General features: G+C 42.4%; 15 protein-coding genes. 9 read left to right on the top strand and 6 right to left on the bottom strand.

Annotated features, from left to right (window positions below):
* Nucleotides 1-54: 54 nt before the first annotated feature.
* The gene (locus IEX80_RS07890) at nucleotides 55-2,865 is read left to right on the top strand and encodes a S9 family peptidase (protein ID WP_188832580.1); all 2,811 of its coding nucleotides are present in this window, start codon (nucleotides 55-57) and stop codon (nucleotides 2,863-2,865) included.
* A 47-nt stretch (nucleotides 2,866-2,912) separates the two neighbouring features.
* On the opposite strand, the gene IEX80_RS07895 is transcribed toward IEX80_RS07890, so the two are convergent.
* Nucleotides 2,913-3,629 carry a ZIP family metal transporter gene (locus tag IEX80_RS07895; RefSeq protein WP_188832581.1) on the bottom strand — a complete coding sequence of 239 codons (717 nt, stop codon included), beginning with the start codon at nucleotides 3,627-3,629 and terminating at the stop codon, nucleotides 2,913-2,915.
* Nucleotides 3,629-4,192, bottom strand: coding sequence for a phosphatase PAP2 family protein (locus tag IEX80_RS07900; protein ID WP_188832582.1), 564 nt, complete (start codon nucleotides 4,190-4,192; stop codon nucleotides 3,629-3,631). The genes IEX80_RS07895 and IEX80_RS07900 overlap by 1 nt, the downstream gene beginning before the upstream one ends.
* Nucleotides 4,193-4,457: 265 nt before the next feature.
* On the opposite strand from IEX80_RS07900, the gene glmM reads away from it, so the two are divergent.
* Nucleotides 4,458-5,849, top strand: a complete 1,392-nt coding sequence (gene glmM, locus IEX80_RS07905; RefSeq protein WP_188832583.1) for a phosphoglucosamine mutase — start codon at nucleotides 4,458-4,460, stop codon at nucleotides 5,847-5,849.
* Between the two features lie 120 nt (nucleotides 5,850-5,969).
* Entirely contained in the window at nucleotides 5,970-7,106 is a 1,137-nt protein-coding gene (locus tag IEX80_RS07910) for a cysteine desulfurase family protein (protein WP_188832584.1), read from the top strand.
* A 378-nt stretch (nucleotides 7,107-7,484) separates the two neighbouring features.
* Here IEX80_RS07910 and rpoN read toward each other — a convergent pair whose 3' ends face one another.
* Nucleotides 7,485-8,960, bottom strand: a complete 1,476-nt coding sequence (gene rpoN / locus IEX80_RS07915; RefSeq protein WP_090527066.1) for an RNA polymerase factor sigma-54 — start codon at nucleotides 8,958-8,960, stop codon at nucleotides 7,485-7,487.
* Nucleotides 8,961-9,136: 176 nt separating this feature from the next.
* Here rpoN and mscL point away from each other — a divergent pair, with 176 nt between their 5' ends.
* Nucleotides 9,137-9,541: a large-conductance mechanosensitive channel protein MscL gene (mscL, locus tag IEX80_RS07920; RefSeq protein WP_229701561.1), complete on the top strand. Its 405-nt coding sequence runs from the start codon at nucleotides 9,137-9,139 to the stop codon at nucleotides 9,539-9,541.
* Between the two features lie 190 nt (nucleotides 9,542-9,731).
* Here mscL and IEX80_RS07925 read toward each other — a convergent pair whose 3' ends face one another.
* Nucleotides 9,732-10,610 (bottom strand): ChaN family lipoprotein, encoded by an 879-nt coding sequence (locus IEX80_RS07925; protein WP_188832585.1) that lies wholly within the window; start codon nucleotides 10,608-10,610, stop codon nucleotides 9,732-9,734.
* A 384-nt stretch (nucleotides 10,611-10,994) separates the two neighbouring features.
* Between IEX80_RS07925 and rpmH the strand changes: the two genes are divergently transcribed.
* The 4 genes from rpmH (at nucleotide 10,995) to tsaB (ending at nucleotide 12,592) form a co-directional block, all read left to right on the top strand.
* The gene (gene rpmH / locus IEX80_RS07930) at nucleotides 10,995-11,153 is read left to right on the top strand and encodes a 50S ribosomal protein L34 (protein WP_083878950.1); all 159 of its coding nucleotides are present in this window, start codon (nucleotides 10,995-10,997) and stop codon (nucleotides 11,151-11,153) included.
* A 76-nt stretch (nucleotides 11,154-11,229) separates the two neighbouring features.
* Nucleotides 11,230-11,634: a ribonuclease P protein component gene (locus IEX80_RS07935; protein WP_188832586.1), complete on the top strand. Its 405-nt coding sequence runs from the start codon at nucleotides 11,230-11,232 to the stop codon at nucleotides 11,632-11,634.
* Between the two features lie 13 nt (nucleotides 11,635-11,647).
* Nucleotides 11,648-11,890 carry a membrane protein insertion efficiency factor YidD gene (gene yidD / locus IEX80_RS07940; RefSeq protein WP_188832587.1) on the top strand — a complete coding sequence of 81 codons (243 nt, stop codon included), beginning with the start codon at nucleotides 11,648-11,650 and terminating at the stop codon, nucleotides 11,888-11,890.
* 9 nt (nucleotides 11,891-11,899) lie between these two features.
* On the top strand, nucleotides 11,900-12,592 hold the full coding sequence (tsaB, locus tag IEX80_RS07945) for a tRNA (adenosine(37)-N6)-threonylcarbamoyltransferase complex dimerization subunit type 1 TsaB (RefSeq protein WP_090527056.1): 693 nt from the start codon (nucleotides 11,900-11,902) through the stop codon (nucleotides 12,590-12,592).
* On the opposite strand, the gene IEX80_RS07950 is transcribed toward tsaB, so the two are convergent.
* Nucleotides 12,589-14,043 carry a DUF5723 family protein gene (locus IEX80_RS07950; protein ID WP_188832588.1) on the bottom strand — a complete coding sequence of 485 codons (1,455 nt, stop codon included), beginning with the start codon at nucleotides 14,041-14,043 and terminating at the stop codon, nucleotides 12,589-12,591. The genes tsaB and IEX80_RS07950 overlap by 4 nt on opposite strands.
* A 135-nt stretch (nucleotides 14,044-14,178) precedes the next feature.
* Entirely contained in the window at nucleotides 14,179-15,768 is a 1,590-nt protein-coding gene (locus IEX80_RS07955; RefSeq protein ID WP_188832589.1) for a hypothetical protein, read from the bottom strand.
* 86 nt (nucleotides 15,769-15,854) lie between these two features.
* Between IEX80_RS07955 and IEX80_RS07960 the strand changes: the two genes are divergently transcribed.
* A complete protein-coding gene (locus tag IEX80_RS07960; RefSeq protein ID WP_090527050.1) occupies nucleotides 15,855-16,244 on the top strand; it encodes a DUF423 domain-containing protein in 390 nt (129 codons plus the stop codon).
* The last annotated feature ends 6 nt before the right edge of the window (nucleotides 16,245-16,250 follow it).

The raw sequence follows: 16,250 nt of genomic DNA on the forward strand, positions 1-16,250 counted from the left end.
TAATTTCTTTTAACCATAAGTTTTCAGCATATTTAGGTTTGACATCTTTCCTGTATGCGTAAACTTTTACTATCAGCCTGCCTGTTATTAGCTATTGGGTTTCATGTATCTGCTCAAAAAAAAGCTAAAAAACCTTTAGATCATACTGTGTTTGATGGGTGGCAAAGTATAACCGGCCAACGCATCAGCAATGATGGCAAATGGATAGGTTACGTCATAAAGCCGCAGCAGGGCGATGCTGAACTGATTATAAAAGACGCCAAGAACGCTACTTTGGTAAAAATTCCAAGAGCTGACACAATTAAGATAAGCAGCGATTCAAAATTTGCTGTATGCCTTATCCGGCCGTTTTATAAGGATACCAGGCAGGCCAAAATAAAGAAGAAAAAGCAGGCGGATTTCCCTAAAGATACTTTAGGCATAATTACTTTAGGATCATCATCCGTAAGCAAAGTCCCGGCCATCCGTTCATTTAAAATAGCCGAAGATGCAGCTGTTATAGCCTACCTGGCAACAGCCGATACGCTTAAAAAACCAGCATCAAACGATACCTCAAAAAAAGCGGTAGCTGCAACTGTTGCCCCGCCTACGCATGAAGGTGCAGACTTAACAGTTAGAAAGTTAAAAACCGCCGCCGAACGCTCTTTTAAATATGTTACAGAATACCAGGTCAGCAAAAATGGAAAATGGATTGCGTTTGCTGTAACAGCGCCGGCCAAACAAAAAGAGACTGTATCTGGTCTATATCTATTTGATTTGGAAAAAAACGCGGTTAAACAATTAAGCACCGGCAGGGGTAATTACCGTAACATCAGCATTGATGATGCCGGACGTCAGGTAGCTTTTACTGCCGAAAAAAATCCGGAAAAGGCATTGGTAAAACCATTTAAGCTTTATTACTACAACACTGCAAAAGATAGCGCGGAAGTTATTGCCGCTGTCGGATCTGCAGGCATACCCAATAACTGGGCGGTAAGCGGCGATGGCAAAGTAAGCTTTAGCAAAAGCGGCAATAGCCTTTTCTTTGGCACTGCACCTATCCCCAAACCTGCCGATACCACCCTTGCTGATTTTGAGGTAGCCAAGCTGGATATCTGGAACTACAAAGATGATTACCTGCAGCCCCAGCAGCTCAAAAACCTGCAAACCGAGTTGAAGCGTAGCTATCTTGCAGTGATAAAACCTGAAGAAACGAATGCCAAAATTATTCAATTAGGTAGCAAGGCCATTCCCGAAATATTAACTGCCGAAAATAAAGATGCCCGCTATGTTTTAGGGCTTACAGATACCGGCGCCCGCGTATCGGCCCAGTGGGAAGGCAGTACCAGGCAACAGGCTATTTTAATTGACACCAAAAGCGGTAACCACCGGCTCGTGAACGCTTCCGTGGGGCGTTATTATATCTCGCCGCATGGCAATTATGTGCTTTGGTTTGATGTTAAAGATCAGACATGGTATTGCTATACCATTGCAACAGGGCAAAAACTAAACCTGAGCAAGGCAACTGGCACAAAAATGGGCGACGAGCTAAACGACGTACCCGGATATGCTTCGCCTTACGGTGTAGCAGGCTGGTTAGCAGGAGACAAGGCTGTATTTATTTATGACCGGTACGACATATGGCGTTTTGACCCGGCAACGGGCGACGCGTTTAACTTCACCAAAGGCATCGGGCGCAAAAACAAACTGATCATCAGGTATGATCAAACAGACCCGGAGCAAAAATTCATCCCCCTGAAAGAGCCGATGTGGCTGTTAACCCAAAACGAAGAAACCAGGCAATGGGGATATTTCAGGAAGTTTCCTGAGACTAACAATCTGCCCGAAAAAGTGACCATGGCCCCAATGAGTTATGATAACCTGCTGAAAGCTAAAAATGCCGAAGCTTACATCTACACCAAGGCAAGCTATAAACAGTCGCCTGATTTGTACTTTTCATCTGATTTGAAGAAAGAGATCAAGCTGAGCAGCATCAACCTGCAACAAAATGAATATAACTGGGGCACTGCCGAACTTGTGAGGTGGGCGACACCTAAAGGCTATCAGTCGCAAGGCATCCTGTACAAGCCTGAAGACTTTGACCCGGCCAAAAAGTACCCGATGATAGTTTATTTTTATGAGAAACTTTCTGACGGGCTTTATAATTACATTGCTCCGGCTCCCACTCCTTCCCGCCTGCCTATCTCATTTTTTGTGAGCAACGGCTATCTTGTGTTCGCACCTGATATCAGCTATCAAACCGGTCATCCGGGGGCATCAGCGGTCGAGTTTGTAAATTCGGGTGTTGAGGCCTTAAAGAAAAACACATGGGTTGATGCTGCACATATTGGCTTACAGGGCCAAAGCTGGGGCGGTTACCAGGTGGCTTACCTCATTACCCAAACCAATATGTATGCAGCAGCCTGGGCAGGCGCGCCGGTAGCTAACATGACTTCCGCCTATGGGGGGATCCGCTGGGAATCGGGCCTAAACAGGCAATTTCAGTACGAAAAATCACAAAGCCGCATTGGTGCCACGCTTTGGGAAAAGCCCGAGCTGTATATCGAAAACTCGCCCTTGTTCCAGTTGCCCAAAGTAAAAACACCGGTAATGATCATGAGTAATGATGCCGATGGCGCTGTGCCATGGTACCAGGGGATTGAAATGTTTACAGCTTTACGCCGTTTAGGTAAACCTGTTTGGTTACTGCAATACAATGGCGAGGCTCATAACCTGGTACTGCGCCAAAACCGCAAAGATATTACTATACGTGAGCAGCAATTCTTCGATCACTTTTTAAAAGGCGCGCCAATGCCGGTTTGGATGGATAAGGGCGTACCTGCAGTTGATAAAGGAAAAGACTGGGGCCTGGAGCTGGAAAAATAAAAGTTTATATAGAAATTGATTTCACATAAAGTAACAGCATGAATAATCTATAGCTCTTTCAAAAAGCCCAGCAGCGCAATGGCCACACCGGCTAATACCGCCATCATTTTACGCATATTGAAACGGTGATCAGCACTCGATTCAAAGAGGATGGTAGTGGAGATATGCAGGAAGATGCCGATGACAACGCCCATGATCCTGTTAAAATAATGCTGCAGGTTACCGATGTTTCCGCTGCTTAACGCATCGCTGAAAAAATAACCTGCCGGTGCCATTACCGCGAATACAGCCACAAAAAGTATGGTTTTGTTTTTGCCTTGTTTGTTTGTGAGCAACACTGTAGCCAGTGCGAAGGCCGCCGGGATATGGTGTAAGGCAATCCCGTAAACTAATTGGTCCTGGTTGCCCTGGGCAAGCGGCATCCCCTCCAAAAAAGCATGCAGGCAAAGGCTTGCCATGATACCAATCGGGAAAACTGCCATATCATGCGGGTGTTTGTGCATGTGGCCGTGCTCAATCCCGTCCGAAAATTGTTCAAGCACAATCTGAAACAGGAAACCGACCAAGATGAATACGCCAACGTAGTTATCATTACCGTGGTAAGCATCGGGAATCAGGTGCAAAACGGTAATACCAAACAGGTAAGCCCCGCTGAACGACAGTACCAGCTTCAGCGTTTTGTGGTTATCGCCCTTAAATAAAAACACAGAAGTACCGCCAAAAAAGGCAGCAAAAAAAAGCAGCAGAATTTTCCAATATCCCATTAAAAGGCAGGTTGTAATTTTTTAAATAATAATGAAAACAGCCATCCAACAAAGGCCCCATATAAAGCGCCGCACAATACATCTACCGGGAAATGCACCCCCACGTACACCTGTGCAAAGCAAATGCTGCCTGCCCAAAGTATCGCCCAAAACCATACCCACCTCCATTTTCTGAAAAACACAAAGCTAAGGAATATCGCCATGGCAAAATGATCGGTGGCGTGGGTTGATGGAAAACTATACCCGCTACCACAGGGCACGCGGCTGATATCGGTTGCAGATACAACCGGATCACGGCAAGGGCGAAGCCGCTGAATATTGTGCTTAATAATAACTCCACTGGTGAAATCAGCAACGCCTGCCGATGCCGCCAGCAGCATTATAATAATAGCGCCTGTTTTTTTATATCGCCATAAACAAAAAATAATAATGAAAATATACAGCGGGATCCAGAATTTGGGGTTACGCAACAAGGGCATGATCCAGTCGAAAAATGAATTGGACAGGTCATGATTAATGAAATAAAATAAATGCCGGTCGAGGTTTAAAAGATAGTCGGGCATTGTTTTTTACTATAGGTGTTTGTTTGCTGTAATTTCCAAAGTTATCAAATAGCTTAAAAAATCCTTTAAATTTTAATACTTAGCAGCAGCATTATCCCGTTAAGCATAAAATAATGCGCAGGGATGACAATTGAAACCACCCTGCACCGTATTAAAAAACAGTAAATTAGCCGTAACCTTATATGCAAGCGTTTGCGTAAATCCTTAAAACAATATCATTTGTAGCTTATATTTTTTACTTTTACCACACCAAAAACTTCGCATTTTGACATTAATAAAATCTATTTCAGGAATACGCGGCACCATAGGCGGTGCTGTTGGCGATGGTTTAACACCGCTTGATATTGTAAAATTCACTTCGGCCTACGGATCATGGGCTGTAAAAAAATCAGGGATTAAAAAGATTGTAGTAGGCCGTGATGCCCGTTTATCGGGTGCTATGGTGAACAATCTTGTTATTGGCACACTGCAGGGTTTGGGGATTGATGTTATTGATCTTGGTTTATCAACTACGCCGACTGTTGAGGTTGCCGTTACCGGTGAGCAGGCAGCGGGTGGTATCATCCTTACCGCAAGCCATAACCCAAAACAATGGAACGCCCTTAAGCTGCTCAATGCAAACGGGGAGTTCATCAGTGATGCCGATGGCAAAGAAGTGCTAACAATTGCCGAATACAGCGACTTTAATTATGCCGATGTAAACGATCTGGGTAAAGTTACTCATGATGACACCTGGCTTCAAAAACACATCGATCTTGTACTGGCCTTGCCGCTGGTTGATGTTGAGGCTATAAAGAAAGCCAACTTTAAAGTGGTAATAGATTGTGTTAACTCAACAGGCGGTATTTTTGTGCCGGCCTTGCTGAAAGCTTTAGGCGTGGAAACCGTTCACGAACTGTATTGTGAGCCGGATGGCAATTTTCCGCATAATCCTGAGCCGCTTCCCGAAAACCTGATAGCTTTATCAAAAGAGGTTGTGGGTAAACGTGCCGATTTGGGTATTGCTGTTGATCCGGATGTAGACCGCCTTTGCTTTGTTTGCGAAGATGGTAACATGTTTGGCGAAGAATATACGCTGGTTGCCGTAGCCGACTATGTTTTGAAAAACAATGTGGGCAACACGGTATCTAACCTGTCATCAACCCGTGCGCTGCGCGACGTAACTGAAAAAGCAGGCGGCGAATACCATGCGGCTGCGGTTGGAGAGGTTAACGTGGTTAACAAGATGAAAGAAGTAAACGCTATTATTGGCGGCGAAGGTAATGGCGGCGTTATCTATCCTGAGTTACATTATGGTCGTGACGCTTTAGTTGGTATCGCGTTGTTTTTAACTCATCTGGCTAAATATGGTAAGTCGGTTTCGAGTTTGCGCGCGTCATATCCGGGTTATTTTATTTCAAAAAATAAGATCACTTTAACACCCGAAATGGACATAGACGCCCTTTTGGCGAAAGTTGAAGAAAAATACATCAAGCAGCCCCACTCAACAATAGATGGCCTGAAAATAGAATTTGATAAAGAATGGGTACATTTGCGGAGGTCAAACACCGAGCCCATTATCAGGATTTACTCTGAAGGCAATTCTGAAACCGTGGCAAACGGTTTGGCCAATAAGATCATCATCGATATTAAGGAGATCTTACAGCTGAAAGGTTAATTTTACTGGTATTAAAAATAGCAGGCAACCGGCGGTAAATACCGTTGGTTGCTTGCTTATATATAATTACCGGGCATGTGTTTTGATTTACTGATCCATTAATTTATAAATTTTAAAAAAATGCGCGTTTATTTTGATAATGCCGCCACTACGCCGCTTGATCCGGATGTGATGAAGGAGATGTATAAGGTGATGGAAAGCCAGTTTGGTAATCCGTCGTCAATACATGCCCACGGCAGGGAAGCCCGTACTTTAATTGAGCGTTCGCGGAAAACGATTGCCGGTTTACTGCACACCTCGCCCGCCGAAATCTTTTTTACATCAAGCGGTACGGAGGCCGATAATACGGCTATCAGGTGCGGGATCATTGATCACAAAATTACCCATGCTATCACCAGCCCCACCGAGCATCACGCAGTGCTCCACACGCTGGAAGCAATGGAAAAATCGGGCATTATTAAATTGAGCCTGGTAAACATAAACAGCAAGGGCGTTATTGATTATGATCATCTGGAAACATTATTGAAAGAAAATGAACGCAGTTTTGTTTCATTAATGCATGCCAATAACGAAATAGGCACCCTATCAGATATGGAGCGCATTGGTGACCTGTGCGAAACATACAATGCCATTTATCATTGTGATACTGTGCAAACCATGGGCCATTACCAGCATGACCTGAGCAAGCTTAAAGCTCATTTTGTGGTATGTGCCGGTCATAAATTGCATGGGCCTAAGGGTGTAGGGTTCCTGCATATCAATCATAAAATCAAAATAAAACCATTTATTTACGGCGGCGCCCAGGAACGCAACATGCGCGGCGGTACCGAAAATATTTACGGCATAGTAGGTTTGGCCAAAGCGCTTGAACTTGCTTACGGCGAAATGGAACAGCATCAAAACCACATTCAGGGCTTAAAATCATACATGATGGAGCAACTGGTTGCTAACGTACCCGGTGTAAGCTTTAACGGCGAAACCGACCCCGAAAAAAGTTTATATACAGTATTGAACGTGGCTTTCCCCGAGATGGAAATGAGCGATATGCTGCTGTTTAATCTTGATATTGCCGGTATTTCTGCTTCGGGCGGCAGTGCCTGCAGTTCGGGCAGCGATATTGGTTCTCACGTGTTAACTGCTATCGGGGCCAGCTCTTCAAGGCCATCGGTTAGGTTCTCGTTCTCAAAGTATAATACAAAAGAAGAAGTTGATTTTGTAGTAGCTAAAGTTCGCGAGCTTTGTGCTGTGAATGTGTAAACTTTGAAAGTACTGATATTATAAACGCCTTAAGGACTGGTTCTTAAGGCGTTTTACTTTGATAGGGGCATGCTGAGTAAATTAAATCCGGGGCCTCTGAAGGTGAAATGACAAAGAGGGCTTGTCAGTCTGAGCCCGTCGAAGACTCGTGCGCAGAGGCCTGCCCGCCATACTTCGACGGGCTCAGTATGACACCTCTCTTTTTAAGTTGTCATGGGTAACTTGTTTCAGCACCTCATATGCTAAGCACACTGCCAAGCAAATCGCCCACCCGTCCAGTGGGGTGCTGAAACAAGTTCAGCATGACGGTATGGGGGATTTTTCGTTAAGGATCGTGATTTGCAACTAATCTCTAATCTCCGGCCTCTAATCTCTAAGCTACAACTCCTTCCTTAACCTTGCCACCGGGATGTTCATTTGTTCGCGGTATTTGGCTACGGTACGGCGGGCTATGTTGTAGCCGGCATCTTTAAGAATCTCGGTCAATTTTTCATCAGCAAGCGGATGACGCTTATCTTCTTTGCCGATATGCTCTTCCAAAATCTTTTTAACCTCTTTATTGGATACTTCCTCGCCGCTCTCGGTTTGGATGGCTTCAGAGAAGAAAGATTTCAGCAGGAAGGTACCAAACTCGGTTTGTACATACTTGGAGTTGGCTACACGGGATACCGTTGAAATATCCATGCCAATCCTGTCGGCAATGTCTTTCAGGATCATCGGCTTCAGATTTTTATCATCACCGGTAAGGAAAAACTCATACTGGTACTGCATAATGGCATTCATGGTTTTGAGCAGCGTTTGCTGGCGCTGTTTAATGGCATCAATAAACCATTTGGCCGAATCAAGCTTTTGCTTTACAAATTGCACTGCTTCCTTCAGTTTTTTATCCTTTTGGGAAGCCTTGTCATAATGCTGAAACATTTCCTGGTATGAGCGGCTTACTCTAAGTTCGGGGGCGTTTTTTGAATTGAGGGTAAGGATGAGCACACCATCATTGTTAGTGATATGAAAATCAGGGATCACCTGCATTTGCTTGGTGTTGATTTCGTTTGAATCGCCGGGTTTGGGATTGAGTTTCAAGATCTCATTGACCACCGCACGCAACTCAACGGAGTTCATATTCAATGATTTTTCAAGCTTATCGTAATGTTTGCGGGTAAACTCATCCAAATAATGTTCAACAACCTGTATCGCTTTTTTGATGATAGGGTCGTTTGCATCTTTTTTGCGAAGCTGGATCAGCAGGCATTCCTGTAAGCTGCGCGCGCCCACACCGGGAGGGTCAAAGCCCTGGATCACCCTGAGCATCTCTTCTACTTCGTCATCCTCAGCCAATACATTTTGTGAAAATGCAAGGTCGTCGGTTAGCGACATGATGGGGCGGCGCAGATAGCCGTCGTCATCAAGGCTGCCTATGATCTGCTTGCCGATCATGAAATCTTTATCACTCAAAGGAAGCAGGTCTAACTGGGCTTGCAGGCTTTCAAAAAATGAGCTTTGCACAGCAATGGGGATCTCTTTACGCTCATCCTCATCGTCACCATTTTGATCATAGCGCGATCCGTAATCATTTACGTTGTCTTCCTGCAGATAGTCGTCAATATTAAATTCATCCATCTCGCCCTTTTCCTCGTCATTGTTATAATTATCTTCGTCGGGGTCGCGGTCAGGATATTGTTCTTCGGGTTCGTTTAGGTTGGTAAGGCTCAGATCTTCAAGTGCGGGGTTTTCTTCCAGTTCTTCTTTTATCCGGGTATCAAGCGAAACAGTAGGCACCTGCAGCAATTTTATAAATTGTATTTGCTGGGGCGAAAGTTTTTGTAAAAGTTTTTGTTGAAGGTTCTGTTTAAGCATAATTAAGATGTAGCCAAAAATACATCAAATTAATATTAACTAAAAATTACTTGAGGTATCTGCTTTAAAGTTGTTAAATGTTTTAGGCATGCCAATTGTTTTAGCGCTATCAAAAAAACTATATGAATTGATAGTTTATGTAATATTATTAACTTTAAGTAACCAAACTTTAATTTATGGCAATAGTAAAAGAGTTCAAAGAATTTGCAATGCGGGGCAACGTGGTTGACCTTGCTGTAGGTGTTATCATTGGCGCTGCTTTTGGTAAAATTGTTACCTCGCTGGTTGCAGATATTATTATGCCGCCTATTGGCATGGCAACCGGGGGTATTGATTTTAAAGATTTAAAGTATGTACTTAAGCCAGCTGTTGATAAAACACCGGAAACAGCCATCAATTATGGCTTGTTCATCAACAACGTGATCGACTTTCTTATAGTTGCTTTTTGTATCTTTTTAATTGTTAAGGCAATCAACTCGCTGAAGAAAAAAGAAGAAGTCGCTCCAGCAGCAGCGCCAGAACCAACTAAAGAAGAAGTTTTACTTACAGAAATCCGCGATTTACTGGCTAAGAAAGCTTAATGGAATTTAGTTCATAGTCGATGGTTCATAGTCGATGGTTCATAGTTCATAGCTATAAGAAAAACCGCGAACCATAAAATTTGGTAACCATGATTGATAGTTAGGAAATAGTTAATGGTTCATACATAGCCATATAGCACAAAAACCATGAACTATGGTCCATCGACTATGAACTATCAACCATGAACTATCAAAAAGTTTTGGGCAGCTTAGGATCAGTTAAAATGATATAGTCGGCCATGCCGACTAATTTGCTCCAGTCGGGCTTGTCAAAACTATCATCCATATAGGTTGCTATGTTAAGCACACGTAATTTGGGTGCGTATTTTTTAAGCTGAGCTACCGCGCCCAGTTTTTCTTCACTGTGAAAGCCGCCGTTAAGCTGCAATACTTTAAAACCGGAATGGTTTTTCAGGAATTTCGCTATCGACCAGCCCATCGTAGCATCCCAAAGGTTTTGCGATTGGTAAATCTGCATGCCCGGCATTGAGGCATGACCTCCCATTATTTTAGCAAATTTATCATAATAAGCTCCGGTAGCGGTATCAATTGGCAGTGGTGCAAGATAGCTTTTAGCCTGGGCATCAAGCTGCTTTAAAGCGTCAAGTCCACCGCGTGTAACCATGTTAGTATAGCGGGTTGGGGCGTTGGCTGCTATTACCGGCAGATGATTGGATTTGGCAAGTTCAATAAGCGGTTTGTAATCCTTATAATTTGGCCAGGTACGCGCATCTGTTACCAGATTTTTTTCGCGAATAAGCCCCGCGAGATATTCATTCAGCACCAGCTGACAGTCAGTTTGAAACATCTCCATGGAAAGCGCTGTTTTCTGCGGATATTTTTCCGAAAGCTTTTTGAACAAGCTAAATTCCAGGTAGTGCGCTGTTGAATCATTATGCTCTTCGCCAAAGAAAATCACGTCGGCATTGGCCATATCATTAACAATATCGTCGGGCGTGATGGTCTTTTGCGCGGATGTGCTGTAAATTTTATAATGTGTTGCAGGTAGCTCCTGCGCTATGGTAACGGCCGATAGAAATATGAATATTACGGAAAGGATTAATTTCATTTGTTAGGATAAGCTGTTGAATTTACACTTTGTTAATGATTCGGACCTGTTTATTCAGCTTTTTTTAATAAATGCACACTTCGCGAGTGCACATTGTTGCAAAATCTGAATCTGTAACAAATAATTAATGTTAAATTTAACTTTTTATTTAATTTGATTTGGAATGATAGCTTGCCGCTGTTATTTAGTTCAGATAATGAACAGGATTTCGAATTTAATTATTGCGCGTACAATTAGTTTTCCGAAAAAAGAGCCGCTGATTTACAGCCGCCGGGCGGCGGTACACATGTTATTATAAATAAGAAAAATAGTGTTTGAATTATTAAATAAAATAACTACATTTGCGCTCTTGTTTTAAAAAGACGAATAGAATAAAATATAGCCATGAAAAGAACGTTTCAGCCTTCTCAAAGAAAAAGAAGAAATAAACACGGTTTCCGTGAACGCATGTCAACTGCTAACGGTAGGAGAGTATTAGCAGCCAGAAGAGCTAAAGGCAGAAAAAGGTTAACTGTTTCTGACGAAGGCAGGCACAAAGCATAATTGAGGTTGCCCTACCCTATTTATAAGGGTTTGGAACCGCTTATCTGCTTTATCCTTCGGTTCAAAAATGGCAACTATGTATACTTTTAAAAAAGAAGAACGGTTATGTAACAAGAGGCTTATTGACAAGCTTTTTCATAACGGTTCTTCTTTTTTATGTTATCCCTTCCGGGTATCCTGGCTTGTCAATTCCGAGCCACAGGCCTATCCTGCGCAAATTCTTTTTTCCGTTCCTAAAAAGCGTTATAAGCACGCTGTCGACCGTAATTTGGTAAAACGTCTGATGCGCGAAGCGTACAGGCTCCACAAACAGCAGCATCTTTATGATATTCTGCAGCAATCGGATAAAAAGGTAATTGTTTCGGTAGGCTATGTAGGCAAAGAAATTGAACCATACCTTTTCATCGAAAAAAAAATGCTGAGGATGCTCGCCCAGCTTTCCGGTGAGTTAACTGCTGCAATACCCGTCACAGCTAATTAACATGAATGGGCTTATGGATACAATCGCCAGGTTTTTAAAAGCATTAGTTGAGGGAGTTTTCATCATCCTGATCAAATTTTACCAATATTTTATATCGCCGCTTTCGGCGGCATCATGCCGGTATACACCCACCTGCTCGCAGTACGGTGTTGAAGCCATCAGGAAGTATGGTGCTTTTAAAGGTGGTTGGTTAACCATAAAGCGCATTGCCAGTTGTAATCCCTGGGGTGGTCATGGGCATGATCCGGTACCATAAATTTATAATATGAGCCTTATACTTCAAATAGAAACAGCAACAACATCCTGCTCGGTAGCACTTGCCCGCGACGGCAAGGTTTTAGGCTTTAAGCAAATAAATATCCGTAATATCCATGCTGAAGTTATTACTTTATATATCGATGAATTGCTGAATAAATCGGGATTAACTTATAACGAGCTTGATGCTATTGCTGTAAGCAGCGGTCCGGGGTCATACACCGGTTTACGGATAGGTGTATCTACCGCCAAAGGATTGTGCTTCGCCCTTGATAAACCTTTGATAGCGGTTGAAACACTTGAGGCTATGGCTTATGGCGTTATTAACAGCCCGGGGGATGCTACTGATGGTAATATGCTGTTATGCCCGATGATAGATGCCCGCCGAATGGAGGTTTATACAGCATTATTTGATGCTGCCGGCAACAGGGTGCGTGAAACAGCTGCTGATATTATAGAAGGAAACAGCTTTGCCAACTATTTGAAAGACCATCAGATCCTGTTTTTTGGTGATGGTGCCGAAAAATGCAAAGCTGTTTTAAGTGAAAGCCCAAATGCTTTGTTTTTGGATGATTTTGTAAATTCGGCAACATATCTTACTCAAAAAGCAGCTCAAAAATTTGCTGATGGCGCATTTGAAGATGTAGCTTATTACGAACCTTACTACCTTAAAGATTTTATAGCCGGGAAAAAAGCGCTTTAATTATTGGTTTTAAAAATACGGCCAAACAAACGGCCCAAAAACCCTTTTTCGCCCATAGGGATATAGCTGGAATTCATTGGATGTTCAATTACCCGTCCAAATTTCAGTGAAAAGCCCAGGAAGATATCCGCCCCGCTATAATTGCCTACCCTATTTATTTGATTGGTATTATTTAAAGCGGCCAGAGTAAGGCGGCCCGTATTTAGTAAGCGTTCGGAACCTATAAAAAATTCGACATTAGGGGATTTTACCATAATTTGTGCGCCGAGATTAAATAATTTATAATCGTCATAAGTGGCCGTTAAGGTAGCTATCAGGTTGTTTTTCTGTACCGAGTTAACCATTGCTCCGGTAAAACCGGAAAAGAACATTTCTTTTTGGGCTACAACTGTTGGGAAATATCTGTATGTTTTTTCATCATCAAGCCAATAGCTTTTGGATACGCTCAATTCGGCTTTGGCATTGGTTTTTGTGTTAAATGAAGTAACCATTCCGTTGCCCCTGACCAATTCATATACAGCGTTATATATATTCTCATCACGATGCTGGGATGTAATATCTGTTATATTTGTTGTGTTATTAAAATCAGTAATGGTTGAGCGCTTGTTCCAGTGAATAAAGCCAAGGTCTTTTATATTACCTTGTATCAGGATCCCATCCTCTGTTCGGTAAGTTGCACCCATTGATATCGCCGCACCTGGGTTGCGAAACGTTGGTAAAAAGTCACGCCCATCCAGTCTGCCGGGCACATAGCTCCTGTAATACCGTCCCCTCATATAAACGTCGGCATTGTCATTGTCAGGATTTGCCGGGTCCCGGTTAATCTGCAGGCTCGACTCCTCCACATCTATTTTGTTATATTGAACACCAGACAGGTAGCTCAGCTTAAAGCCTAAGGAGAGTTGTTTATTAACCTGCTCCCGGTAGATATAACTTAACTGGTCATACATCTGCATCCTATAATGGTTGTTGAATATATTATCATAATTATCACGCGCAAAATTTGACGGTCCATCAAGAAAAGCTATAGACTCATCGGTGACCAGGCCTTTACCTTCTACTTTGGTTTGGGCCGAAAAGCCCATTTCAACATTGCCGTTTAAACTGGTGAAAAGTTTAACCATTACCGCATATGCATTGGCGTTTACATTGAAATGATTTAAAGCATTTTGACCGATGCGCAGTGATGAGGTATTATAATAAGAAGGGCTTGCAAATGCGCGGCTTTTTAGCGGCCGTTGTATATCGCCGGTTATATAGAAATTAGCATTAAAATTCGGGATTAAAAAATTGAAAGCTATTTCCCGGCTCGAATCGGGGATAAAGGCTCTTTGTGAAGGATTTTCAAATGAATCGTAAAGGGTGCCGGTATTATACTGCGAAAACTGTTGAGCCGATACCGATAAAGAATAAAAGATAAAAAAAAGAATAGTAAAGAAGATCTTATTCATAATTGGCCCACATATCTTGCCCGAATTTTCTTAAAGAAAAGAACTCAAAGCTGATTGTCTGTAAAATTTTTACAAATTGCTATTTGTAATGTTCTACGAAATTGAGCGGGTATTGTTGTGTAAACGTAAATAAATTTATTTTTTTACTGTACTTGTATCCGGAACATTCAGGCGCATACAAAAATTGGTATAAAAGTTTTTGTCGGATGCGGTGAGCTGGAAGGCAGCACCATAATAATTTTTCCAACCGGGGTCGCTGTTTTCAAAAGCATCGTAAAAAGGCCTTTTTAAATCGCGCTTTAATACAGGCTGCATGTTTTTAAAGTTAATAAAAAAGGCCACATTGCTCCTTTCGGCCAGCAAATTATCAAACTGGGTATACTGATCGGTTTTGCCTATGAATTTGCGGTTGAAGTAGGTGTCGTTATAACTTTCTAACTCGGATACCGAAGTGGCAAGTATGAGATAATTATCAATGATCATAAAGTAAGGTTTCCGAAAAATGCTGAATGCATCGCCCAATAAAAAGAAAGGCAGTTTTTCATAATTAAACTGGCCAACTTTATCAGTAACCATATTACTGATGTTCATCATCACCGGAAAAAGCTTTGAACCATCTTTAACAGAAATGATGGCAAATTTTTCAAAGTACCGCGTGGTAACTATCGCGAACTCGTTACCGAGCAGCTTTTCAAACTCAGGTTTTACAAACAGCCCTGCTTCTGATTTTACCTTGTTCAAAAGTTCATTCTTTTCCCTGCCCACTCCCGCTTTATCATGCCATTGTGAAAGGTCGGCCTCAAACTTTTTAGGATCTGAAACGGCGAAGCTTGTGCTGTAGGCAGTTGTAGCCGGGAAAATATCTTTTAAATGATTCTCGACAGGTTGCTGGGCCGAAAAAATGTTTAAATAACTGGTTGCATTATTTCGTTTAGTGGTGAACCCGTTAAACATCAAAGCATCGCTTTTATAATTTAAGTTTAATGCCGCATAGGCCGGCAGCATTCTAAAGCTCTTAAAAAGATCGGTAGTTTTATTAAGGAACAGCTGATCAAAAAACGGGTTAAGCTGGTTGTAATTAATATAAAGATTGGCAAGTGAATTGGCGTTTTGCTGCTCAGGCAACGGTACAAAGCCATTATGGCCTTTATCCTGCTGGTAGATGGCGCTATGATCAACCAAATCTTTTGAAAAACTGCCCGAAAATATATTGTCGCCGGTTTTAATGAGGTAAAAATGTTTATTGAGCGGCTTGACATATATATTATAACCCTGGCTTGCCGCTATCTGCATAGGCGTTATTTGTAAAGCGTTTTTGGCACTGCCTGTTAAATGATTAAACATAGTTGCTGAAAAAGCTTTTGATGCTGAAGTGGTTACAAGCAAGTCTATATCATCATTATTTGTTGGATGAAGGGAAACGAAAATGTTTTGGCCTGCAAAAAACTGATCAAGCTGCGGAGAGGCAATGAGCAACTTGCGTAAGGTATCAAGTTCATGTAATTTGGCGGGGCCAACAAAAGTGCTCAAGAGCTGGTTGCCGGCAAAAATATCATAAAATCCCTTTTCATTACCAAACTCAAATACTGCCACCGCATTATCAGGAATAGCACGCATAACCTGCCCGGTACGCACTCCCGGCGGACTTAAATTTTTAAAATATAACACCGTTATCAGCACGGTAGCTATAATCAAAAATATAGTGGTTACTATCAGTCGTTTCATAGCAGGGGGCGTGCAGCAAATATAGAATTTTACCCCACGGCGTTAAAGTAATACTTTCAATTGGTTAACTTAGCTTTTTATATCGCATGAACAAACAAATAATTATTACCGCTTCGTTTTTAGGTATGCTGGCCGTTATAACCGGCGCTTTTGGAGCCCACGGTTTAAAAGCATTGCTTGCTCCGGCCCAGCTTGAGGTTTGGCATACTGCTGTACAATACAACTTTTATCATGTATTTGCCCTGCTTTTTTTAGCGGTTTTTGCGCGCGAAAAGAGCGGGGGCTTAATATCGGCAGCTTACTACCTGTTCACTTTCGGCATTATATTCTTTTCAGGTTCGCTGTACCTGTTGTCATGTCGCGATCTGCTTGGCTGGAACTGGCTTATAGCCATGGGGCCAATTACACCCATTGGTGGTTTATTGTTTATTTTGGGCTGGTTGATGCTGGCATTAGCTGCTATCCGCAACAAATAATAAACG

The sequence above is a fragment of the Mucilaginibacter rubeus genome (assembly GCF_014643835.1).
In the GTDB taxonomy this organism is placed as follows: Bacteria; Bacteroidota; Bacteroidia; order Sphingobacteriales; family Sphingobacteriaceae; genus Mucilaginibacter; species Mucilaginibacter rubeus.